The 22,103-nt window shown below is 69.0% G+C and carries 20 protein-coding genes; 12 read left to right on the forward strand and 8 right to left on the reverse strand.

Features of this window, described 5'->3' with window-relative positions:
• The first annotated feature begins 30 nt into the window (after nt 1–30).
• Nucleotides 31–825 carry a sulfite exporter TauE/SafE family protein gene (locus AC1DNG_RS09540; protein ID WP_028277113.1) on the forward strand — a complete coding sequence of 265 codons (795 nt, stop codon included), beginning with the start codon at nt 31–33 and terminating at the stop codon, nt 823–825.
• A 67-nt stretch (nt 826–892) separates the two neighbouring features.
• Nucleotides 893–2,305 carry a pyridoxal phosphate-dependent decarboxylase family protein gene (locus AC1DNG_RS09545; RefSeq protein ID WP_476859055.1) on the forward strand — a complete coding sequence of 471 codons (1,413 nt, stop codon included), beginning with the start codon at nt 893–895 and terminating at the stop codon, nt 2,303–2,305.
• A gap of 17 nt (nt 2,306–2,322) precedes the next feature.
• Here the strand turns inward: AC1DNG_RS09545 and fdhF are convergent, their stop codons facing one another.
• The 5 genes from fdhF to AC1DNG_RS09570 form a co-directional block, all read right to left on the reverse strand.
• Nucleotides 2,323–4,998: a formate dehydrogenase subunit alpha gene (fdhF, locus tag AC1DNG_RS09550; RefSeq protein WP_476887223.1), complete on the reverse strand. Its 2,676-nt coding sequence runs from the start codon at nt 4,996–4,998 to the stop codon at nt 2,323–2,325.
• A complete protein-coding gene (locus tag AC1DNG_RS09555; protein WP_476887224.1) occupies nt 4,986–6,686 on the reverse strand; it encodes an NAD(P)H-dependent oxidoreductase subunit E in 1,701 nt (566 codons plus the stop codon). The genes fdhF and AC1DNG_RS09555 overlap by 13 nt, the downstream gene beginning before the upstream one ends.
• Nucleotides 6,687–6,770: 84 nt before the next feature.
• Nucleotides 6,771–7,856, reverse strand: a complete 1,086-nt coding sequence (locus AC1DNG_RS09560; RefSeq protein WP_476887225.1) for an aminoglycoside phosphotransferase family protein — start codon at nt 7,854–7,856, stop codon at nt 6,771–6,773.
• Nucleotides 7,857–7,932: 76 nt separating this feature from the next.
• Nucleotides 7,933–8,661, reverse strand: a complete 729-nt coding sequence (locus AC1DNG_RS09565; RefSeq protein WP_223914023.1) for a VIT1/CCC1 transporter family protein — start codon at nt 8,659–8,661, stop codon at nt 7,933–7,935.
• A 79-nt stretch (nt 8,662–8,740) separates the two neighbouring features.
• Nucleotides 8,741–9,985, reverse strand: coding sequence for a DUF4439 domain-containing protein (locus AC1DNG_RS09570; RefSeq protein WP_476887226.1), 1,245 nt, complete (start codon nt 9,983–9,985; stop codon nt 8,741–8,743).
• A 105-nt stretch (nt 9,986–10,090) separates the two neighbouring features.
• Here AC1DNG_RS09570 and AC1DNG_RS09575 point away from each other — a divergent pair, with 105 nt between their 5' ends.
• From AC1DNG_RS09575 to trxA, 6 genes are all read left to right on the forward strand, one after another.
• Nucleotides 10,091–10,708 (forward strand): ribosome maturation factor RimP, encoded by a 618-nt coding sequence (locus AC1DNG_RS09575; RefSeq protein WP_028277119.1) that lies wholly within the window; start codon nt 10,091–10,093, stop codon nt 10,706–10,708.
• Nucleotides 10,708–11,688: a transcription termination factor NusA gene (gene nusA / locus AC1DNG_RS09580; protein ID WP_018774503.1), complete on the forward strand. Its 981-nt coding sequence runs from the start codon at nt 10,708–10,710 to the stop codon at nt 11,686–11,688. Before AC1DNG_RS09575 ends, nusA begins: the two co-directional genes overlap by 1 nt.
• Nucleotides 11,689–11,845: 157 nt before the next feature.
• Nucleotides 11,846–12,301 (forward strand): YlxR family protein, encoded by a 456-nt coding sequence (locus tag AC1DNG_RS09585; RefSeq protein WP_476859050.1) that lies wholly within the window; start codon nt 11,846–11,848, stop codon nt 12,299–12,301.
• Nucleotides 12,302–12,453: 152 nt separating this feature from the next.
• Entirely contained in the window at nt 12,454–15,366 is a 2,913-nt protein-coding gene (gene infB / locus AC1DNG_RS09590) for a translation initiation factor IF-2 (protein WP_223914021.1), read from the forward strand.
• Between the two features lie 292 nt (nt 15,367–15,658).
• Nucleotides 15,659–16,168, forward strand: coding sequence for a 30S ribosome-binding factor RbfA (gene rbfA / locus AC1DNG_RS09595; RefSeq protein ID WP_476887227.1), 510 nt, complete (start codon nt 15,659–15,661; stop codon nt 16,166–16,168).
• A gap of 218 nt (nt 16,169–16,386) precedes the next feature.
• Nucleotides 16,387–16,815 (forward strand): thioredoxin, encoded by a 429-nt coding sequence (trxA, locus tag AC1DNG_RS09600; protein ID WP_223914219.1) that lies wholly within the window; start codon nt 16,387–16,389, stop codon nt 16,813–16,815.
• On the opposite strand, the gene AC1DNG_RS09605 is transcribed toward trxA, so the two are convergent.
• Nucleotides 16,812–17,021 carry a hypothetical protein gene (locus AC1DNG_RS09605; RefSeq protein ID WP_028278246.1) on the reverse strand — a complete coding sequence of 70 codons (210 nt, stop codon included), beginning with the start codon at nt 17,019–17,021 and terminating at the stop codon, nt 16,812–16,814. The genes trxA and AC1DNG_RS09605 overlap by 4 nt on opposite strands.
• Nucleotides 17,022–17,109: 88 nt before the next feature.
• A complete protein-coding gene (locus AC1DNG_RS09610) occupies nt 17,110–18,324 on the reverse strand; it encodes a pyridoxal phosphate-dependent aminotransferase (RefSeq protein ID WP_476887228.1) in 1,215 nt (404 codons plus the stop codon).
• 84 nt (nt 18,325–18,408) lie between these two features.
• On the opposite strand from AC1DNG_RS09610, the gene truB reads away from it, so the two are divergent.
• From truB to AC1DNG_RS09625, 3 genes are read left to right on the forward strand one after another with little or no spacing between them, the layout of a single operon-like run.
• Nucleotides 18,409–19,422, forward strand: coding sequence for a tRNA pseudouridine(55) synthase TruB (gene truB / locus AC1DNG_RS09615; RefSeq protein ID WP_476887229.1), 1,014 nt, complete (start codon nt 18,409–18,411; stop codon nt 19,420–19,422).
• Nucleotides 19,422–19,775, forward strand: a complete 354-nt coding sequence (locus tag AC1DNG_RS09620; RefSeq protein ID WP_230012044.1) for a hypothetical protein — start codon at nt 19,422–19,424, stop codon at nt 19,773–19,775. The genes truB and AC1DNG_RS09620 overlap by 1 nt, the downstream gene beginning before the upstream one ends.
• Before the next feature lies 1 nt (nt 19,776).
• Nucleotides 19,777–20,301: a hypothetical protein gene (locus AC1DNG_RS09625; protein ID WP_476887230.1), complete on the forward strand. Its 525-nt coding sequence runs from the start codon at nt 19,777–19,779 to the stop codon at nt 20,299–20,301.
• A 10-nt stretch (nt 20,302–20,311) separates the two neighbouring features.
• Here the strand turns inward: AC1DNG_RS09625 and AC1DNG_RS09630 are convergent, their stop codons facing one another.
• Nucleotides 20,312–20,866: an NUDIX domain-containing protein gene (locus tag AC1DNG_RS09630; protein ID WP_476856443.1), complete on the reverse strand. Its 555-nt coding sequence runs from the start codon at nt 20,864–20,866 to the stop codon at nt 20,312–20,314.
• Nucleotides 20,867–21,051: 185 nt separating this feature from the next.
• Between AC1DNG_RS09630 and AC1DNG_RS09635 the strand changes: the two genes are divergently transcribed.
• Nucleotides 21,052–22,103, forward strand: a 1,052-nt coding sequence (locus AC1DNG_RS09635; protein WP_476887231.1) for a DUF222 domain-containing protein, incomplete at its 3' end; no start/stop codon positions are given.

The raw sequence follows: 22,103 nt of genomic DNA on the forward strand, positions 1-22,103 counted from the left end.
CCCGGGCGCCGTACTAAGCCGTACTAGGCAATGGTCTCCGGACTCGAATCGATCCAGCTCGGAACTGTCATCCTGATCGTCGTGGCCGGCCTGGCGGCCGGATGGGTCGACGCCGTCGTCGGCGGCGGCGGGCTCATCCAGCTCCCGGCGATGCTCCTGGTGCCGGGCATCAGCCCGGTCCAGGCACTGGCGACCAACAAGATGGGGTCCATCTTCGGCACCAGCACCAGCGCGGCCACGTACTACCGCCGCGTCCGGCCCGATCTGCGCACCGCCCTGCCCATGGCAGCGATCGCGCTGGCGGGCAGCTACGGCGGTGCGGCGCTGGCCGCCAACCTGCCGGCCAGCGTGTTCAAGCCGATCATCGTGCTGGCGCTGATCGCCGTCGCGCTCTTCACCGCCTTCCAGCCCGGCATCGGTGAGCTGACCAAGCTGCGCCACGAGGGGCACCGGCACTACGTGGTGGCCTGCCTGATCGGCGGCGTGATCGGCTTCTACGACGGCCTGATCGGTCCCGGCACCGGTTCGTTCCTGATCATCGCCCTCGTCTCGGCCATGGGCTACGCCTTCCTGGAGGCCAGCGCCAAGGCCAAGATCGTGAACGTGGCCACCAACGCCGGCGCCCTGCTGTTCTTTGTTCCGCACGGCGCCGTGCTGTGGGGGCTCGGGCTGCTGCTGGGCATGGCGAACATGGCCGGCGGCTACCTCGGTGCCCGGACTGCGGTCCGGCAGGGGAGCAAGTTCATCCGGATCGTGTTCCTGGTGGTGGTGGGCGCGCTGATCATCAAGCTCGGTTCCGACGTCTGGCAGGACAACCTGTCCTAAGCCGCCTGGTTCCGCGGCAACCCGCATGGGACTCCCGGTCCGCTGGCCCCGGGCGTAGCATGCAGCTATGTCAGCAGGTGAGGAACGCTACCGGGATGCCCTCGAGGCCGCGGCCGGACACGCACGCCGGTGGCTTGAGAGCCAGGGAACACGCCGAATCGGGCCGCAGGTCACGGCGGCCGAGCTGGCGGCCGACTTCGGCGGACCGCTGCCCAAAGAGGGCATGCCGGCGGCGGAAGTGGTGGACTATCTTGCGGCCAAGGCCGAACCCGGGCTGATGGCCATGCCGTCCGGGCGGTTCTTCGGCTGGGTCATCGGCGGCACGCTGCCGGCGGCCCTGGCGGCCGACTGGCTGCTCAGCGCCTGGGACCAAAACGCGGGGCTGCGCTTCGCCACGCCCGCCACCGCCGCGATCGAGGAAGCCGCCGGCAAATGGATCCTTGAGCTGCTGGGTCTGCCCGGGGAGTCCGACGTCGGCTTCGCCACCGGCGCCACCATGGCCAACTTCACCGGCCTCGCCGCCGCCCGCTGGCGGCTCATGGCCGACGCCGGCTGGGACCTCGACGGCGACGGCCTCGCCGGTGCGCCCCGGATCCGCTGCTTTGCGGGGCAGGAACGGCACGACACCATCGACCTCGGCCTGCGCTACCTGGGCCTGGGACGTCCCACCGTGGTGCCGTCCGACCGCCAGGGGCGCATCATCCCGGCCGAGCTGGATTGCGCCCTGGACCTTGCGCTCCGTGCGGGGGAGGACAGCCGCCCGGTCCCGGCCCTGGTGTGCCTGCAGGCCGGCAACCTGCATTCGGGCGCCTTCGACCCCTTCGCCGAGGCCATCGCCGTCGCGAAGGCGCACGGCGCCTGGGTGCACGTGGACGGGGCTTTCGGACTCTGGGCGGCCGCCGTGCCCGAGTTGTCCGCCCTGACCGCGGGACTCGGGCTGGCCGATTCGTGGGGGACGGATGCGCACAAGACCCTCAACGTCCCGTACGACTGCGGGATCGTGATCGTGCGCGACGCCCAGGCCCTGCGGTCGGCGATGGGGCTGCACACCAGCTACCTGATCCAGGCCGCGGACGGTGCCGGGGACCCGTTCGAGTCCGTGCCTGAGCTCTCCCGCCGCGCGCGGGGCGTCCCGGTGTGGGCGGCGCTGAAATCCCTGGGCCGCGACGGCGTCGCCAGCCAGGTCCGCACGCTCGTGCAGCGGGCCGCGCAGTTGGCCGAGCAGCTCGGGGCGCTGGACGGCGTGGAGGTGCTCAACGACGTCGACTACACCCAGGTGTCCCTGGCGTTTGGCGACGACGCCGTGACCCGGGCCGTGACGGAGAGGGTCATGGCTGATGGCCGGGTCTGGATGTCCGGGTCACGCTGGCAGGACCGCGATATCCTGCGGATTTCGGTGAGCAACTGGAGCACGGACGACGCCGACGTCAGAGTCGCCGTCGACGCCGTCCGCGACGCGCTGGCGGCGGTGCGGGGCTGACTGCGGGGGTTAGCGAGTTACGCGTGCGCGGAGATGCGGACCGCGGTCACCTTGTATTCAGGGCACCCCGTTACCTCGTCCTCCACGGCAGAGGTGAGGCTGTTGACTGTTGCGCCGGGGAAATGGAAGCCCGCGAACACCTGACCGGGTTCCACATCGTCCGTGATCCTGAGCCGCAGGACCGCCATTCCATGCCGGCTGTCCAGCCGGACAGTATCGCCATCATTCAGTCCCAGCGCCGCCGCGTCCCCGGGCTCGACGTCGATCGTTTCGTCGGGGAGCAGGACCAGGTTGTCGGTCCGGCGGGTCATGCTGCCGGAGTTGTAATGCTCCGCCCTGCGCCCGGTGACGAGCAGGTACGGATAGGCCGCGTCGCACTGCTCGCCCGGCGGCAGGTACGGCCGCGCGGCCAGGTGTGCCAGACCGTCCGGGGTGGCGAACCGGTCCTGATAGAGCCGAGGTGTTCCGGGGGAAACGGCGGACCCGCACGGCCAATGCAGCGGGCCGTCCCGGTCCAGGCGTGCGTGGGATATTCCGCCGAACAGCGGCGCCAGGCTGGCGCACTCCGCCATGGCCTCCTCCGGTGTGGGGCATCCAAGGTCCGCCCCCATGCCGGCCGCGACGGCGTGCAGCACCGCGAAGTCTGTGCGGACGCCGGCCGGGGGCGCCACGGCGGCCCTGACCCGCTGGAAGCGCCGGTCGAAGTTGACGAACGTGCCGTCCTTCTCGAGCCAGGCGGCCACGGGAAAGACGACGTCCGCTGCGGCGGCCGTGGGGGAGAGGAACAGATCGTTGCAGATCACCAGCGGGCAGGCAGCCAGGGCCGCCCGCACCGAAGCGCTGTCAGGATCGGTGGCGAGCACGTCCTCCCCGATCACCCACAGCGCCTGCAACGCCCCGTCCCGGGCGGCCGCGAACATCTGCGGGATCCGAAGCCCTGGCCGCGACGGCACATCGGCCCGCCAGGCCTCGGCGCAGCGGGTCCGCGCTGCCGGGTCCAAGACCTTCTGGTAGCCGGGCAGCAGGTCAGGCAGAGCCCCCATGTCAGACGCACCCTGGACGTTGTTTTGCCCGCGCAGCGGGTTCACCCCACCGCCGGCACCCGGCCCGACGGCACCGCGCAGGAGTGCCAGGTTGGACAGGGTCCGGACACCGTCCGTGCCGTGCCGGTGTTCGGTCACGCCGAGTCCGTAGAAGATCGCCGGGACCAGTGCCTGACCGTACATCACGGCGGCGCGCACGAGGTCGTGCGCCGGGACACCGGAGATTTCGGCTACGCGTTCCGGCGGGTAGTCCTCGAGCAACCCGAGCAGCTCGTCATAGCCGTTGGTGTGGGTATCAAGGAAGGCGGAGTCCACGAGCCCCTCGCGGACCAGGACGTGGGCCAGGCCGTTGAACACGGCCACGTTGGTTCCCGGCCGGGGCCGCAGGTGGACGTCGGCGTGCCGGGCCAGGAACGTGCGCCGGGGATCCACCACCACCAGGCGGGCGCCGTCCATGACCCGCTGGAAGATCCGTGAACCGACAACGGGGTGCGCCGCCGTCGGATTCGCGCCAACCAGGAGGATCACGTCGCACCGGTCGAGGTCATCGAATGCATTCGTGCCGCCGCCCAGACCAAACGTGGCGGCCAGGCCGGCCGCCGAGGGGGCGTGACAGAGCCGGGCGCAGTTGTCCACGTTGTTTGTCCCCATGACTGCCCGGGCGAATTTCTGGGCCAGATAGTTCTCCTCGTTGGTGGCCCGGGCCGAGGAGATGACGGCGAATCCGCCCGGGTCCGCGTCCCGGATCCCGGCAAGCCTGGCGGCCACGTAACCCGTTGCGGCCTCCCACGACGCGGGCGCCAGGGTTCCGTTCCTGCGGATCAGCGGGGTTGTCAGACGGTCTGTTGAACCCAGGAACCCGTGGGCGAACCGTCCCTTGACACACGCGTGGCCGCGATTCACTGAGCCCTCACCGGCGGGCCGGACGGTCATGATCACGTTGTCACGGGTGGAGACCTCCAGGGTGCAGCCGACGCCACAATACCCGCAGGTGGTCCGGGTCTGCCGTTCGATCGGCAGCAGGTTGAGCAGCCCGGGCTCGGACAGGGCGCCGGTGGGACACGTATCCACGCACGCCCCGCACGAGACACAGTCGGACTCCGCCCAGGGACCACCGGTGCCCGGCGCCACCACCGTGCCGGCTCCGCGGCCCGTGAGGGTCAGGGCGAACGTGCCCTGGATCTCCGCGCAGGCGCGGACACACCGCCCGCAGGCAATACAGAGATCTCGGTCAAGCTTGACGTACGGGTGGGAGTGGTCAAGTCCGCGCTCCGGCGGCGTGACGGCACCAGACGGGGCAGTCACCCCGTAGTCGGCGCATTGCCGGGCCAGTTCGCTGCGGTCGGCCGGGACGTCCAGCGCCCGGGTCGGCAGCCCCGCGACGATGGCCCGCAGGGCATCCCGCCGCAACGCCCGGGACGCCTCGACGGCGACGCGCAATCCGTCCTCCGCCGGGGTGCTGCAGGCGGCGGCCGGGCCCCGGCCGGTGATGTCGACCAGGCACGTACGGCACGAGGCCACGGTGGTGAGCCGGTCATCGTGGCACAACGTCGGGAGGGCCAGGCCGGCCGCCCGCACAGCATCGAGCAGCGTGGCTCCGGCCGCGACCTCGACCAGTCGGCCGTCGACAACGAGTTTCACGACGGCCATCCGTCCAGGCCGTAGACGCGGGCGAGGCTTAACACCGCGGACGGCACCCGGCGGCCGAAAGCGCACAGGCTGCCCGCCGCCATCGTGCGCAGCACCTCGCCGCGTTCCCGGCGGATATCCGGCCCGTCAGGCCGCTCCGACAGGGCCCGGCCGCGCCATGTCCCCACCCGGCAGGGCGAGCACTGCCCGCAGCTCTCCGCCGCCGCAAAGTCCCACAGGTTCCGCAGCACCTGCTCGCCCGAAAGCCTGTCATCGAAGGCGACGATCCCTGCGTGGCCGAGGGCCGCTCCCCGGCTGGTGAGGGCGGCATCGCTCAGGGGCACGTCCAGGTCGGCGGGGCCGAGGAAGCCGCCCAGGGGGCCGCCGATTTGCAGTGCACGCATCGCTGCCCCGTCCCGAAGCCCGCCGCCGAGATCTTCCACGATCCGCCGGACCGGCGTGCCGATCTCCACCTCGTAGGCGCCGGGCCGGAGAAACCGTTCGGACAGGCAGGCGACCACCGTGCCGGCCTCGTCCGCGGTCCCCATCGCGGCGTATGCGGCTCCGCCGTGCTGCACTATCCACGGCACCGCACTGAGTGTTTCCACGTTGTTGACTACGGTGGGCCGTCCGTGGAGCCCCCGTGCGGTGGGAAACGGCGGGCGGGGCCGCACGACGCCGCGCAGGCCTTCGAGCCCGTTCAACAGGGCCGTTTCCTCGCCGGAGACATACGACCCCGCGCCAACAGCTACGTGGATCTCCAGGCTGGATCCGCTGCCTCCCGCGTCCGGGCCGAGGTGCCCGGCAGCGCGTGCCTCGAGCAGCGCTTCCTTCAGGCGGGCGACGGCGTGGGGATACTCTGAGCGGACAAACACGACGCCGGTTTCCGCGCGGACAGCGAAGCAGGCCAGGGCGAGGCCTTCGAGCACCCGGTGCGGGTCCTGTTCCATGAGCAAGCGGTCCGCAAAGGAACCGGGGTCGCCCTCATCACCGTTGGCCACAACCACCCGCGGTGAAGGGTGTTCCAGTGCGGCCCGCCATTTGGCGGCGACGCGGAAGCCGGCTCCGCCCCGTCCCTTCAGACGGGCGGATTCGACCTGGCTGAGGACATCTTCAGGTGTTCCTGCGGCGACGACGCCGGGCCAGGCCGACCATGGCGTCGAGGCTCCCAGCAGCCCGGCGGTCACCACAGCGTACGCACTGTCACAGGACACCGGGATGGGCGGCGCCTTCCGCGGTGACGACCCCTGCAATTGGGCCGCCAGGTCGGGCCCTGCACACGCGTCCTCGCCGTCGAGGGCTGCCGGTCCGCCGAAGCAGTAGCCCAGGCAGCGCACTTCCTGGAGCGATACGGCGCCGTCCCCGCTTCGGCTCCCCGCCTCCACTCCCAGCGCCGCTTCCACTTCCGCCATGTGCCTGCCGCCGGACGCCGCGAAGCAGGCGGCTGCACCGCATGCCCGGATGTGCCGGGTTCCGTGCGGCGCGGAGAAGTCGGCGAAAAACGATGCCGGTCCCTCGGCCGCTGCGGCGGGCAAGCCGAGCGCACGGGCGATCTCGGCCGGGGAGGTAACGGAGCCGCGGAGCATACTCTTGATCTCCACGATGGGCCGCTCGAAGCGGGCGGCATACCGGAGGAAAGGATCGTCATTGTCCCGACCCTTCTGCCCAGCAGGTTCGGCGGCTGAGCGCCCGCCACGGGGTTCGTGCATGTGTCCAGCCTTCTCCCCGGCACCCCCGGTCGGGGAAGAGCCAAAAGTCCCCGGATCGCCAAGTGCTGAAGGAGCCGGCTGCGGCTAGTGCTGGTCCGCCGCCCAGTGGGCCATGTCCTGGCCCGGATCGGGCAGTTCCTGCGGGGCGGGCAGGCCGGGAAGCGTCCGGCCCGCCAGCGTGCTCGCCACCCACAGCGATCGGGCCAGATCGCCGTCATAGTGGCGCTGCGAGGCATACCAGAGGGCGTTCTCAACCTCGCGCGCCAGGCTCCACTGCCGGGCGGCTTCGGCGTCGAGCCCGGCTGCGGCACTGAAATCCCCGCACCGCGCCAGCAGGGCCCGCCCGGGATCCTGCTGCGGCAGTTCCCGGAGCCTGTTCCACAGCACCGGGGCCACCGCGAACTCCGCCTCCCCGATCATGGGCTGGGGATCAATCGCAGCGTACTCCAGCGGCGGTGTTTCCTTCCGGGTTCCAGGGTCCGGGACGCCCGGCCGGGCCAGCACGTTCAAATAGTGCAGGTCCGCGTGGACCAGGACGTCTTTGCCGGACCGCCGGCCCACGGCGCCGCGGGTCTGGCAGACCTCCAGCGCCGCTTCGAGCAGCCAGCGTGGGAACGGCCGCCCGAGGTGTTCCCACGCCTCCGGGAATTCATCGCTCCACCGCTCGGCCCGTGCCGCCACGTGGTCGATTTCCCGCCACTCCGGCCGGCCGTCCGGGACCACGCTGAGCTGGCGGACCACGGCGCCCCACGCGGTCACCGCCGTGTCCAGCGGGACATCCAGGAGGGAGCGGCACGCGTCCAGGCGCTCCAGGAGCAGGGCGCAGGAACCGGCGTCGGCGGCCAGCAGCCTGACGGCGCCGTGCCCTCCCCACAGGGCGAGGGCGTGGTGTTCGCGGGTGGCCTCCTCATGCGGAAAAGCCAGCTTCAGCACGGCTGCCTCGCCCTTGCCCGGGGACCCCTGCCCGTCCCGGCGCCGCACGGGAATGACGACGCCGCCGTGCCCGTTCCAGGGAAGGGCACCCGGTTCCAGATCCGGCTCCAGGTCCCACTGGTCGAGGAATCGCCCGATCAGGTCAGGAAGTGTCGCCAGCCAGGTGCGTCCCGCAGGGGTACGGGCGTACCGGCGGGAAAGATCAGGCGGGATGGGGACGTCTGGGATCGCGTTCACGGGACCTATCGTAGGGCCGGAGGGGCCGCCGCCGCGTTGGCGGGCCTCGGATGATTCCTCTGGGACCGGGGGGCCTTTAGACGATGCCGCTCGCGCCGAGCGCGTTGCCGATCGCGAAGGTTGCCACCAGCGCCACGGCGCCGCCAATCACCACGCGGATCGCTGCTTTGAGCTTTGAGCCGCCGCCAATCCACGCGCCCACGGCGCCGGTGGCGGCCAACGCCACGAGCACGGCCACGAAGGTCAGCGGAATCCTGATGCTTTCCGGCGGCAGCAGGATGGCCAGCATGGGCAGGATTGCACCGGCGAGGAACGCGATGGCAGAAGCGAACGCCGCGTGCCAGGGGCTCACGATGTCGGTCTCGTCAATATGGAGTTCGGCTGAGAGGTGCGCGCCGAGCGCGTCGTGCGCCGTCAGTTCCTTGGCCACCGTCCGTGCGGTCGCGGGGCTGAGGCCCTTGCCCTGGTAGATCGCCGCGAGCTCCTCGAGCTCTTCCTCCGGCTGTTCCTCCAGTTCCCGGCGCTCCTTTTCGATCAAGGCGTGCTGGCTGTCCTTCTGGCTGCTGACGGAGACATATTCCCCGAGCGCCATCGAGATAGCGCCGCCCACCACGCCCGCGGCGCCCGCGAGCAGGATTGCTCCGGTGTCGGTGGTGGCGCCGGCGACGCCGACGACGATCGCTGCGACGGATACGATGCCGTCATTGGCCCCCAGAACGCCCGCGCGGAGCCAATTGAGGCGGTGTGCGATGTCATTGTGGTGCGGCTCGTTCTCGTGCTGGGTTGCGGCGCCGGTCGTTTCCATGCCTACAGCAAATCACCCGGCGCCGGGGCATGCCAGTATTCCAAGGCTTACCAAAATAAGCCGAGGCTTGCTCCGGCGTTCAGCCCGCGGGCTGCGACGGCGTTTCGCCCGCCGGCCGCGTCGGCATCGAGGCCCTGTCCAGGCCCGGCAGGGCGCCGGAATCCGCACCCCACTGCACCGCCCGCTTCGCAGACCCGAACAGGGCAGCGATGGCCCACTGCCGGGTCCCGCCCTCACTCAGCGCCACGAGGTCGCCATAGACCGGCAGGGCGGCGGCTTCCAGGTCGCCGAGGCCGGCGGCGGGGGAGGTCAGGAAGGACGGCGCCAGCGCGTAGCCCGCCTCGCGTGGTGGCACCGCGGAACAGTGCAGCCGGCTCAGGGATTCCACGGCGCCAAGGAGCGCGTCATGATGGGCCAGTTCCTCGGCCGCGGATTTCGCCGCGTCGCCACCGAGCCGGGTCAGCGCCACCTGGTAGCCGTAGATGGTCTGCGCCTCGGTCCGCGCAGCCGACGCCAGGGCGCCGCCGAGGCTGGACGCGGCCGCGGATGGCTCTCCTTCGGGCTGAGCTGCTGTGGACGGTTCTGCTGCGGCCGGACCCTCTGTGGAAGGCGCCGTCGGGGACGGCGACGGGCAGGTCCCGGACACCTGCGGCGAGGTTACGTCGGCTGCCGGCGCCGCCGTTCCGGTGCCGGCGGCGAGGGCGGACGCCTGCAGCAGCTGAGCGGTGCCGACGGCGGCCAACAGCCGTGCCATGCCGCCGTCGGCCTTGGCAGCGTCCGCAAGGCGCTGGCGGCCGCTGTCTGCCAAGGCCGCCACCAGCCCGGCTGCGGTCGCCGGAAGAGGTGCGGCGGACGCCCCGGAGCCGGGCGCTCCGGAAGCGGACTGAGTCGATGCGGCGTAGGACGCTGCCGGGGGCGTTGCCCGGCCGGAGGCGGCGGCCGCGCCGGCCGGGTCCGCAGGACTTTCTCCGGGCGCCAGCAGCGCTTGCGCCTGGAGTGTCAGCAAGGTCACAGTCCGCCCGATGGCGGGATTCCCGGCAGCGGCCGGACGGCCATCCGCGCCCTCGGCCGGGCTGTCTTTTGAACCGGCCCGGGCCGCGGTGCCAAGCTGGCTGCCGGCGTCCAGCAGTTGCCGGGTTTCGGCCAGTGCGGCGGCGCGCGCCTGCTCAGAAAAGGGCGGCGCCGCAGGCTCCGGCGGCCTGGCCGGCGTCAGGACCACCCCCAGGCTCACCACCACCAGGGCGAGGCACACCAGAAGCACATAGCGGGGGAGCGACCGGGGAAAGTGATCCTGCCATCGCTTTTCCCTGGTGTCGTCTTTCACAACAGACCATGTTGTCATGCCGGCCCGGAACTGCGTGCACCACGCCGCCCGGAAAATCGCTAGGCTAGTACACACAACATCATCTAGCGGGAGGCGGCCGGCATCATGACCAACGCAGAAGCCACGACTTCAACAGACCGGACCGGGACGGGAAAGGCTGAAGCCGCAACCGTTCAAAATGTCGAGGCCGAGCGCCTTCACGCACTCCTGGAACCCGCAGTGCTGGCGAACCGGCTGTACCTGGAGGACGTATCCATCCATGTCGCCGGCGCCAACCGGGTGGTCCACGTAGTGGTGGACCTGCCGCAGGAGGAGACCGGGGGCGTCGGGCTCGACGTCATCGCCGAGATCTCCAAGACCCTCTCGGACACCCTGGACAACGACCCCAGCATGGACGCGCGCCCCTATGAGCTCGAAGTCTCTTCACCCGGCGTCGGCCGTCCACTGACAGAGGAGCGGCACTGGCACCGCGCCCGCGGGCGGATGGTCAACGTGAACGTGATCCAAGGCGACAACGTCACCGGCAGGGTCCAGTCCGTGGACGATGGGGGAGTCACCCTCGTTCCGGAAATTGCCGTCAAGAAGGGCATGAAGCCCAAACAGGGTGAACCCGTCAAGCTTCCTTTCGACAGGATCCGCAGCGGAAAAGTCGAGATAGAGTTCAGCCACCTCGAAGAGGCCGGCTTGGAAAAAGCAAACAATGGACCTTCTGAGGAGGCCTGATGGATATTGACATGAGCGCACTGAGACTCCTGGAGCGTGAGCGTGAAATCCCGCTGGATCTCCTGATTCCCACAATCGAGCAGGCACTGCTCGTGGCCTATCACAAGACCCCCGGCGCCTTCGAAAAGGCCCGGGCCGAGCTCGACCGCAAGAGCGGCCACGTGACCATCTGGGCCACCGAGATCGACGACGACGGCGCCCCGATCGGCGAGTTCGAGGACACCCCCGCGGGCTTCGGACGCATCGCGGCGAGCACCGCACGGCAGATCATCCTGCAGCGCCTCCGGGACGCTGAGGACGACAACGTGCTGGGCCAGTTCAAGGGCCGTGAAGGTGAGCTTGTCGCCGGCACCATCCAGCAGGGCAACAACCCGCACATGATCCAGGTGAACCTGGGCACGGTGGAGGCACTGCTGCCGCCGCCCGAGCAGGTTCCCGGCGAGAAGTACATCCACGGCAACCGGCTGCGCGCTTTCGTGATCGACGTCCACCGCGGCACCAAGGGCCCGTCCATCACGCTGTCGCGCTCCCACCCCGGGCTCGTCCGGAAGCTCTTCGAACTCGAAGTTCCCGAGATCGCGGACCGTTCGGTCGAGATCGTGGCGCTTGCCCGCGAAGCCGGCCACCGCACCAAGATCGCCGTGAAGGCAAACACCCCCGGCGTGAACGCCAAGGGCGCCTGCATCGGTGAAATGGGTTCGCGTGTCCGGGCGGTCATGACTGAACTGAACGACGAGAAGATCGACATCGTTGACTACAACGACGATCCTGCGACCTTCATCGCCAGCGCCCTCTCGCCGTCGCGCGTGAATTCGGTCACAATCACCGACGAGGCGACGCGTTCGGCCCGGGTGGTCGTTCCCGACTACCAGCTCTCCCTCGCCATCGGCAAAGAGGGCCAGAACGCCCGTCTCGCCGCCAAGCTCACGGGATGGCGAATCGACATCGTCTCCGACGCCGCCGTCAACACCGGCAAATAGCGCAAACGCGCAAGCGCACGAACACGCGCACGAACACGGGCTGCGGGCCGCCATCGCGGCCCGCGGCCTGTGTGCGCTCTCACGGGTTAGCCGTGATTTCCAAGCTGACCGGCATGCCTGGGTTCGGGACCCGGGCGCCGGAGGGGCTAGAATAGACATGACCGCGCCTAACGGCCGGTATCCGTGTGTCTTTGGCGCGTCTGGGTTTTTCCCGGATTCCCGGGACGCGGTGATTCACCAAGCAGCTGTACTGGCAGGAAGATACTCGAACGTGGCACATGTGCAACACCTCGGGAATCAGCCGCAGCGCACCTGTATCGGATGCCGACAAAAAGGATCGCGGTCGGAGTTACTCCGGCTCGTCGCCGGCGCCGGTGGTTCGTCCGCCGTCGTAGTGGATGAACGACGCCGGATGGCTGGCCGGGGAGCATGGCTGCACCCCAGCGAAAAGTGCCTGGCACTGGCGGTCAAACGTCGAGCGTTCGGCCGCGCCCTCAACGGCGCAGCCGGTACGGCCGATGTTGAACGCCGGATCACTGCCGGCACGGAAGCCGTGGGCACCCCGGTGGCCGCAGCAACAACCGTCCAACCTGAAAGCGGGTCAGAAAACTGATGGAAACCCGATGAGTTCCCAGCGATGAGTGCGCAACGATGACAACTTTGTTGCGCTCTGCAATGGGCCTTTCAGCTGCATTCGCGGCGGAGGCCCGCAGTAAGAAGTAGACGGTTCGTGCCTGGCTCGGTGCGGACCGAGACAGGAGAAATGTGGCCAAGGTCCGCGTACATGAGCTTGCTAAAGAGCTCGGTATTACTTCCAAAGATGCAGTAACCAAACTGCAGGAACTGGGCGAATTCGTTCGCTCCGCCTCGTCAACAATCGAGGCTCCCGTTGTGCGGAAACTGCGCAACGCTTACCCCGACGCCCCCGCAGCTTCGAAGTCCGAAGCTCCGGCGTCCGCCCCCCAGGCATCTGCCAGCCCGGCAGCGACCCGTCCGGCGCCTGCACCCGGCCCCGCTGCGCCCGCAGCGCCGGCGGCTGCAGCACCCAAGGCTGAAGCTCCGGCTCCGGCCGCTGCGGCACCTGCCGCCGCGCCCGCCGCTCCGGCAGCCCCCGCCGCCCAGGCTCCGGCAGCCCCCGCTGCCCAGGCCCCGGCCGCTCCGTCGACGGGCGTCAAGCCCGGCGCGCGTCCGGCCCCTAAGGCCGAAACCCCGGCTGCTCCGGCACGCCAGGGTGGTTCTGCACCGCGTCCGGGCGGTCCCCGTCCCGGCAACAACCCGTTCGCCACGTCCCAGGGCATGCCCCGCGGCCGCGGCGGCGACAACGAACGTCCCTCGCGTCCGGGCAACAACCCGTTCGCTCCTTCCCAGGGAATGCCCCGTCCGGGCGGAAGCCGCACCGAGGGTGAACGCCCCGGTGGTCCGCGCCCCGCAGCAGGCGCTGGCGGCCCCCGTCCGGGTGGTCCCCGTCCGGCAGCAGGCGCAGGCGGCCCCCGCCCCGGCGCCCCGCGTCCGGCCGGCGCTCCCGGCGCCGGTCGTCCGGCAGGAGCCGGCGGCAACCGCCCGACTCCCGGCATGATGCCTAACCGCACCGAACGTCCCGCACCCGCTGGTGCCGGCCGTCCCGGCGGCGGAGGCCGTGGTCCGGGCCGTCCGGGTGGCGCTCCGGGTACCGGTGCTCCCGGTGCCGGTGGCGGCGCTCCGGCCGGTGGTGGCTTTGGTAAGGGCGGTCGCGGTCGCGGCGGCACCCAGGGCGCCTTCGGTAAGGGCGGCGCAGGCCGTGGCAAGCAGCGCAAGTCGAAGCGTGCCAAGCGTCAGGAACTGGAGCAGATGAGCGCTCCGTCGCTGGGTGGCGTGAGCGTACCCCGCGGCGACGGCAACACCGTAGTCCGGCTTCGCCGTGGCTCGTCCATCACGGACTTTGCCGACAAGATCGAGGCAAACCCGGCAGCACTGGTGACGGTCCTCTTCCACCTCGGCGAAATGGCCACGGCCACGCAGTCGCTGGATGAAGAGACCTTCGCCCTGCTCGGCGAGGAGCTTGGCTACAAGCTCCAGGTTGTGTCCCCGGAGGACGAGGAGCGCGAGCTGCTCTCCACCTTCGACATCGACTTCGACGCCGAACTGGAAGCCGAAGGCGATGAAGACCTCGAGGCACGTCCTCCGGTTGTCACCGTCATGGGTCACGTTGACCACGGTAAGACCCGACTGCTCGATGCCATCCGCAAGTCCGACGTTATGGCGGGCGAGCACGGCGGTATCACGCAGCACATCGGTGCCTACCAGGTCACCCACGCCCACGAAGGCATCGATCGCAAAATCACCTTCATCGATACTCCGGGCCACGAGGCGTTCACCGCCATGCGTGCCCGTGGTGCGAAGGTCACCGACATCGCCATCCTGGTGGTCGCAGCGGACGACGGCGTCATGCCGCAGACCGTTGAAGCCCTCAACCACGCCCAGGCGGCCAACGTGCCGATCGTCGTGGCCGTGAACAAGATCGACAAGGAAGGCGCCAACCCGGACAAGGTCCGCGGCCAGCTGACCGAGTACGGCCTGGTTCCGGAAGAATACGGTGGCGACACCATGTTCGTGGAGGTCTCCGCCCGCCAGAACCTGAACATCGACGAGCTCCTCGGCGCCGTTCTGCTCACCGCAGACGCTGCCCTGGACATGCGCGCCAACCCGAACAAGGACGCCCGCGGTATCGCGATTGAAGCCAACCTGGACAAGGGCCGCGGTTCCGTGGCCACCGTCCTGGTTCAGTCCGGTACCCTGCACGTCGGCGACACCATCGTGGCAGGCACGGCCCACGGCCGCGTCCGTGCGATGTTCGACGACGACGGCAGCGCCCTGACCGAGGCCGGCCCGTCCCGCCCCGTGCAGGTGCTGGGTCTGTCCAACGTCCCGCGCGCCGGTGACACCTTCTTCGTGACCGCTGACGAGCGTACCGCCCGCCAGATCGCCGAGAAGCGTGAAGCTGCCGACCGCAACGCCGCCCTGGCCAAGCGCCGCAAGCGCATCAGCCTGGAAGACTTCGACCAGGCCGTCGCCGATGGCAAGATCGACACCCTCAACCTCATCCTCAAGGGTGACGTGTCCGGTGCCGTGGAAGCCCTCGAAGACGCGCTGCTCAAGATCGACGTCGGCGAGGGTGTCCAGCTCCGCGTCATCCACCGCGGTGTCGGTGCGATCACGCAGAACGACGTCAACCTGGCAACGGTCGACAGCGCCGTCATCATCGGCTTCAACGTCAAGCCCGCCGAGCGTGTTGCCGAACTGGCAGACCGCGAAGGCGTGGACATGCGCTTCTACTCCGTCATCTACGCAGCAATCGATGACATCGAGGCAGCCCTCAAGGGCATGCTCAAGCCGGAGTACGAAGAGGTCCAGCTTGGCACCGCCGAGGTCCGCGAAGTGTTCCGTTCCTCCAAGTTCGGCAACATTGCAGGCTCGATCGTCCGCTCCGGTGTTATCCGGCGCAACGCCAAGGCCCGCATCAGCCGCGACGGCAAGATCATCGGTGACAACCTCACCGTTGAGACGCTCAAGCGCTTCAAGGACGACGCAACCGAGGTCCGCACGGACTTCGAGTGTGGTATCGGTCTTGGCTCGTTCAACGACATCACCGAAGGTGACATCATCGAGACCTTCGAGATGCGCGAGAAGCCGCGCGTCTAGGTTGGTTTAGCAGTACAGGTGCGGGGCCGTTGGATTTTCCGGCGGCCCTGCACTTTTCCGCCGTAGAGGGGGCCCCGCCCCTACGCTGGGTGGCCGACGTCTTACGACGTCGGCCACCCAGCTCCGGCAGGCCCGATGCCACTCCCGGGCCCCCTCCACGGCTCCAAAGGGCCGCCGGAAGAATCCAACGGGAGTCCGTCGTAGACTCGCCTTAGGCGCGTGGCATGAAAACCCAACTGGTGTACGGCAGCCGTTACAGCGCCGTCGTACATCCAAATTTTTAGGAGTGGAAATGGCTGATCCCGCACGGGCTGCCAAGTTGGCGCAGCGGATTAAGGTTGTCGTTGCTGAGGCGCTGGGCCGGAGGGTGAAGGATCCCCGCCTGGAAGGCGTCACCGTGACCGACTCGCGGGTGACCAACGACCTGCAGCACGCAACTGTTTACTACACCGTGTTCGGTGACGAAGTGGCCCAGGCCGACGCCGCCAAGGGGCTGGAGAAGGCCAAGGGAGTGCTGCGGCAGGAAGTCGGGCGGAACATCACCGTGCGGCTGACTCCGACGCTCGAGTTCGTGGCTGACCAGATCCCCGTCAACGCCTCGAACCTTGAGGAGCTGCTCCGGGCGGCGAAGAAGCGCGACGCCGAGGTGGCCGCACTTGCCGAAAGTGCCAAGCACGCCGGCGACGCCGATCCTTACAAGAGTGACGCTCCGCAGGACGTGGAGCTCGACGAGGACGACTTTGACGAAGAGGACCTGGACCTCATCGACACCGACGCAATCGATGAGGACCGCAACAAGTAGGAATGCCTTCAACAGCAGGGGCCGGAACCGGTAACGGATCCGGCCCCTGCTGTTGTATCCGTTCGTAAAGATCCAGCTGCCGTTGCCGGTGACCCGGGATCCGGGTGAAAACCGCCTCGAGTCTGTCCGGGAGCGGCGTGGAGGTGGACGGCTGCGCCACGGTTGACGAATATAGAAGCATCAAGGACCGCAGTTATGCGCAAAGGTGGCGGAGTGCCGTGGAGTCCAGCCTGACCAAATGCCCGCACTGCGGGAAGACCAACCGGATTCCCGCGGCCGCTGCCGGGCACCCGCGCTGCGGCAACTGCGGCCGGGACCTTGCCTGGATCGTGGCGGCGTCCGACGCCGACTTCCCGGTTGTCGCGGAGCAATCCACCGTTCCGGTTCTCGTCGATTTCTGGGCGGCGTGGTGTGGGCCGTGCCGAATGGTCAGCCCGGTGCTGGACAAGCTGGCCGTGGAGCGGGCTGGAAAGTTCAAGCTGGTGAAGGTCGACGTCGACAGCTCCCCGGGATTGTCCCGGAGATTCGATATCCAGGCCATCCCGACGCTGCTCGTCATCAAGAACGGCGCGGTGGCAGCGCGCCAGGCCGGTGCGCCGCCGTCGGCTGCCCTTCGCAGCTGGCTCGACGCCGCACTGTCCGCCTAGCGGCGTCTTGAGCGTCCTCGGGCTCCCAGCCCGCCGCCCAGCACGGGAGATCCCATGCCCAGGAGGTAGCCGAAGTCGTACCAGTTCCCCGCGCGGGCGGAGTTATAGAACGGGAATTCACTCCAGAACCCGAATACATGGGCGATCAGGACGATCCATGCCGTCAGCCCATTCCAGAAACCCCACAGCAGGTCTTGCCACCACACGATGTACTCCCTCGGCTGGAAATCCACGGCGCCCTGTCGGGCCAGGTCCGACGCCAGGACAGTGGGCCAGCCTGGAAGCGCCGTGAGCTCAGGCTAGGGCGCCGGCCGGCCCGGCGATAGGGCCGGTGGACCTGTCGGTGCCCGCAGCCGGCTCGCGTGCAGGGATGCGCCCGAGGCCCTCCACCAAATCGGCCTGTCTGCCGCAGAGCGCGATCCGGATCCAGCCCTCGCCGATCGAGCCGAACGCCGTGCCGGGGGCGAAGGCCACCCCGGAGTCCGCCAGGAAGCGGCGCGTCCATGACCGGACATCCCCGCCACTGGCATGCGAGACGTCCGCCCACAAATAGAACGCGCCTTGGGCCGCGAGGTAGGGGATGCCGTGGGCGCGCAGCACCGCCGAGGCCGCGTCGCGGTTGGCCCGGTAGTGGGCATGGGCGTGGCTGACGTAGTCCTGCGGACCGGTCAGCGCTGCCAGCGCGGCGTACTGCGACGGCGAGGCCACGCACGACACGATCGACTCCATCACGTTGTTCATCTTCTGTTCCAGCCCCGGCGGGCAGATCAGCGCACCGATCCGCAGTCCCGTCAGCCCGTAGGTTTTGGAGAGCGTGAGCGAGGTGAAAACGCGTGCTTCGCCCGGGACGTCACTGTCGAAGCGGGCCGGGCTGACGTGCGGGACATCGTAGGTGAACGCCTCGTAGCATTCGTCGGAGATGACCCACAGATCGTGCCGCCTCGCCAGCTCCACGAGCCGGCGGGTCAGGTCCTCGCCCAGGACAGCGCCGAGCGGGTTGGACGGGGAATTCAGGATCAGCACCTTGGTTCGGGGCGTGATGAGCGCCTCGATGTCCTCGATCCGTGGCTGGAAATCGTGCTCCGGGTACAGCGGGTAGCGGACCGGAACGGCGTGCAGCAGGCTGCTCGTCATCGCGAAGGTGGGGTAGCCGGGATTGGGGATGAGGATCTCATCCCCGGGGGAGAGCAACAGGCTCATGGCGAAATGCAGGCCCTGCTGGGCGCCGTCGACCACGTACACGCGCTCCGCGCCGACCGGCGTCGCATTGTGTTCACGGAAGCGGGCGGCGAAGGCCTCCCGCAGCGCGGGGATCCCGGCGTTAGGTGTGTAGTTGGTCTCGTCCCGGTCCAGGCACGCCATGCCGGCCTCGAGGACATGGCGGGGGACTGCGAAGCCCGGCTCCCCGATACTCAGCACGATCGCACCGGGCGTTCCCCAGGCGGCTTCGGTGATCTCGCGGATCTGGTTAATCGGGACGTCGCGGACATGTGCGGCAAGCTCGGGCATGTCTGCCATCCTAACGCCCGGCGTTCGCGGTGGCGGCGGGACTGTGGGCGTCGGGGCGGGGCTGGCCCGCATATACTGGGAGGCGTGCTTTCTGGACTGGTGATAGTAGACAAGCCGCAAGGTTGGACCAGCCACGATGTGGTTGGACGGATGCGGCGGATTGCCGGTACCCGAAAGGTCGGCCACGCCGGGACACTGGATCCGATGGCCACCGGCGTTCTGGTGGTGGGCATCAACAAGGCCACCCGGCTGCTGACCTACATCGTGGGCACGTCCAAGACCTACACCGCCACCATCAGGCTCGGTGAATCCACCGTGACGGACGACGCCGAAGGCGAGGTCACCGCCACCCGCAGCGCCGCCGGGGTCACCGTAGACGCCGTCCGCGCCGGCGTCGCGGCACTGACCGGGGAAATCGAGCAGGTTCCCAGCAGCGTCAGCGCCATCAAGGTCAACGGCGAACGCGCCTACGCCCGGGTCCGGTCCGGTGAAGAGGTCAAGCTCGCAGCCCGGCCGGTGACGATCCACCGCTTTGAGATCCACGAGACCCGTCCCGTCCACGACGGCGAGTCCCTCGACGTGGACGTCACCGTGGAGTGCTCCTCCGGTACCTACATCCGTGCCCTGGCCCGCGACCTCGGCGATGCTCTCGGCGTCGGCGGCCACCTGACTGCACTGCGGAGGACTCAAGTGGGTCCATACACCCTTGATCAGGCACATACGCTCGAACAATTGGCCGAGACGCTGGACGTACTGGAAATCTCGGACGCCGCCCGGGCGCTGATGCCGAACCGTGAACTCAGCGAGGCGGAAACCACTGAGATTTCCTTCGGCCGCAGGATCGGAGCCGGAGCAGCGGCAGGCACACCGGAGGCAGCGACCGCGGACAAACCGGCAGCGGCGTTCGCGCCGGACGGTTCGCTCGTGGCCCTCCTGGCCGATGCGGGAAGCTACGCCAAACCAGTGCTCGTCTTCGCGCCGGATAACGAAAAGCCCGGCAATGAAAAGCCCGGCAATGAAAAGCCCGGCAACGGCAAGCCGGCCACAGATAAGCAGGCAACAGATAAGCAGCCCACAGAAAAGCTGGCCGGCCAGTAGTGGACGCGTATTTCTACATCATTCTGGTGGTTGGCCTGCTCTCCAGCATCATCTGCGTCGTCGCGGGCCTCCTGAAGAAGGCGCCTAACGACACGACGATACTGTCGGTGGCCGCCGTCGAACTTGCCCTTCTGGTCTATCTGGGGGGTTCGATTGTCCGGGTGGCCAGCGGCGAGCGGATCGCGGGGGAGGCTTGGGAGTTCTGGGGCTATCTGGCGACGGCGCTGATCCTCCCGATTGGGGCCGTGTACTGGTCCATCCTGGAGCGGACCCGCTGGAGCAACTTTGTCCTGGCCGCCGTCGGCGTCACCGCCCTGGTGATGGCGGCGCGCATGAACCAGATCTGGTATTGAGATGGAAGAGGCAGAAAACGTGAGCGCAAACTCCCCGCACGACGGCACCGGAAACCCGGCGGCGCCGGCGTCCCGGACCACTGGGCCGGCGGACGCTGGATCCGCCGACACTGCGCCGGCGACGACCGATACCCGCAACACCGGGCCGGGACGGCTGCTGATTGCTGTCTATGCCATCTTCGCGATTTCGGCGACGGCCCGGGCCGGCTACCAGATTCTCACCAAGTTTTCCGAGGCGCCGCTGGCGTACCTGCTGTCCGCGGTCGCCGCCGCCGTCTACGTCGTGGCCACCGTGTCTCTGGCGAAGCCGGGGCGCACCGCGTTCAAGGTCTCGGTGGCGGCAGTCCTGGTGGAGCTTGTGGGCGTCCTGGTGGTGGGAGCACTCAGCGTGTTCGACTCGGTGAACTTCCCGCACGAGACAGTATGGTCCCTGTTTGGCCGCGGCTACGGATTCATCCCGCTCCTGCTGCCGATCCTGGGACTCATCTGGCTGTACCGCCGACGGCCCGCGCCCCGGGACCACTGACTCCGGCTGATTACAAGCGGCCGGCGATGCGCCGGGCCCCAGTGAGCCTGCTGCGCAGCCCCGGCCAGGCCGCGGCGAAGCCCGGGTGCAGTTCCTTGCCGCCGACGCCGTCAATCCCCACCCACTGCAGTTCGATACTTTCCGCATCACTGATCGCGGCCTCGAACGGCTGCAGGGCAACGGCCACCACGGTGGTGTAAGACCAGTAGCCGACGTCGAACACCGACGTAAACAGGACCTGGAGATTCCCCGGAGGCACGGCCGCTTCCTCGTGTGCTTCCCGCAACGCGCCGTGGATGGCTTCTTCCCCTTGGTGCAGGGCGCCGCCGGGGAGCCCCCAAGTGCCGCCCTGATGGCTCCACAAGGCGCGGTGCTGGAGCAGGACCCCCTTGGCGGGGTCGTGGACCAGAAGCCCGGCGGAACCGAACCGACCCCAGAACCGCCCCCGGTCGCCATCGACCCAGGCATCGCCAGGATCGCGTGGGCCCAACGGGCGGCGCGGATCGCCCGGCAGCAGTGGTGCGAACGGTGATTCCCCGACTTGGGGAGCGGCTGTGCTGTCCATCCCTACAGCTTGCCACGCACCGGTCCGTAGGAGGGCGGGGGTCGTACGCAGTGTTACGTGCTCGGACGTGCCCTATGGGCTCCAGGTGCTCTGAAGTGCGCTGCCGGGAGTCACCCAATATGAGTCACGCGCCAGCAGGAATGGCTTCCGCTATGTCTGTCGTACCCCTCTGGCAGAGTTTAGTTATGGAAGCCATTGGAGAGTTCATCCCGGACCGGGCCCCGTGGCCCGGCCCGGCTGTGTCCTCCCGGCATCCCCGCCTGGCCGCCGTTCCCGGCGCGGCTGACGCAGCCGGCGGCGCTCTGGGCGCCGCGGGTGCGGCGGTGGACTCGGCGCTGGCGGCGCTGCGGGCTTCGAGCCCGGCTGCGGATGTCGATTCCCCCTGGTTTGGCTTGCGGGAGGCCGCGGACTTTGCCGGCCACGTCGAGGACCTGTCCCGCACGGTCGAATACTTCCAGCTCGTTGCCGCGGCGGCGGTAGAGCGGACGCGCAAACAAGCCGCGTTCGCCGCGCCGGCCGCACACGGCTGGGGTGAGGAAGCGGCCCAGGCGGGCTGGCTCACGGGCTGGAAACAGGAATCCGACGGCGGGACGGATGCAGGGGCCGGCGGGGGAGCTGATGCCGTTTCCGACGCCGGGGCTCACGGCGCACCTGTCGGCGGGACGCATGCCGGGGCCGGAACTGGCCCCCGCGGTGACTTTTCCGGGCAAATTGGGATGTCTGCTGCGGCGGATGACGGCTACCGGAACGCTACAGATTTTTTGCGGGCGCGGCTGCGGATCAGCGCCGCCGAGGCCAAGCGCCGGCTCTGCCTGGCCGACACGCTGCTGCCCCGGCAGGGACTCGCCGGCCGGCCCATCCCGCCCGTGCACCCGGAGCTCGGAGCCGCCTTCGCGGCCGGCGAGGTCGCCTCCCGGGCCGCGACCGTCATCACGCTCGCCCTGGACCGGGTCCGGCACAGCTGCCTCCCGGAGGCCGTCGCGGCGATGGAGCACGCCCTGACCCGCACCGCGGCCGAGAACGACGCCGACTTCCTGGCCCGGGTCAGCCGCAGCTGGGCCGGGGCGCTGGACCAGGACGGCGCCGAACCCTCCGAGGAACTGCTCCGCCAGCTCCAGGGCGCCTTCCTCCGCAAACCCCGGCACGGCCTGCAGCACCTGGAAATCTTCGCCACCACGGACCAGTTCGAACACCTGATCACCGTGATGAACACCGCCACCAACCCCCGCACCGGCCC

Source organism: Arthrobacter sp. 01T425, assembly GCF_056398725.1.

Bases quoted from the DNA above. Each gene is read 5' to 3' on its own strand.
- AC1DNG_RS09540 (WP_028277113.1), top strand. From the start codon at position 31: ATGGTCTCCGGACTCGAATCGATCCAGCTCGGAACTGTCATCCTGATC.
- AC1DNG_RS09545 (WP_476859055.1), top strand. From the start codon at position 893: ATGTCAGCAGGTGAGGAACGCTACCGGGATGCCCTCGAGGCCGCGGCC.
- fdhF (WP_476887223.1), bottom strand. From the start codon at position 4,998: ATGGCCGTCGTGAAACTCGTTGTCGACGGCCGACTGGTCGAGGTCGCG.
- AC1DNG_RS09555 (WP_476887224.1), bottom strand. From the start codon at position 6,686: ATGCACGAACCCCGTGGCGGGCGCTCAGCCGCCGAACCTGCTGGGCAG.
- AC1DNG_RS09565 (WP_223914023.1), bottom strand. From the start codon at position 8,661: ATGGAAACGACCGGCGCCGCAACCCAGCACGAGAACGAGCCGCACCAC.
- AC1DNG_RS09575 (WP_028277119.1), top strand. From the start codon at position 10,091: ATGACCAACGCAGAAGCCACGACTTCAACAGACCGGACCGGGACGGGA.
- nusA (WP_018774503.1), top strand. From the start codon at position 10,708: ATGGATATTGACATGAGCGCACTGAGACTCCTGGAGCGTGAGCGTGAA.
- AC1DNG_RS09585 (WP_476859050.1), top strand. From the start codon at position 11,846: ATGACCGCGCCTAACGGCCGGTATCCGTGTGTCTTTGGCGCGTCTGGG.
- rbfA (WP_476887227.1), top strand. From the start codon at position 15,659: ATGGCTGATCCCGCACGGGCTGCCAAGTTGGCGCAGCGGATTAAGGTT.
- AC1DNG_RS09610 (WP_476887228.1), bottom strand. From the start codon at position 18,324: ATGCCCGAGCTTGCCGCACATGTCCGCGACGTCCCGATTAACCAGATC.
- AC1DNG_RS09625 (WP_476887230.1), top strand. From the start codon at position 19,777: ATGGAAGAGGCAGAAAACGTGAGCGCAAACTCCCCGCACGACGGCACC.
- AC1DNG_RS09630 (WP_476856443.1), bottom strand. From the start codon at position 20,866: ATGGACAGCACAGCCGCTCCCCAAGTCGGGGAATCACCGTTCGCACCA.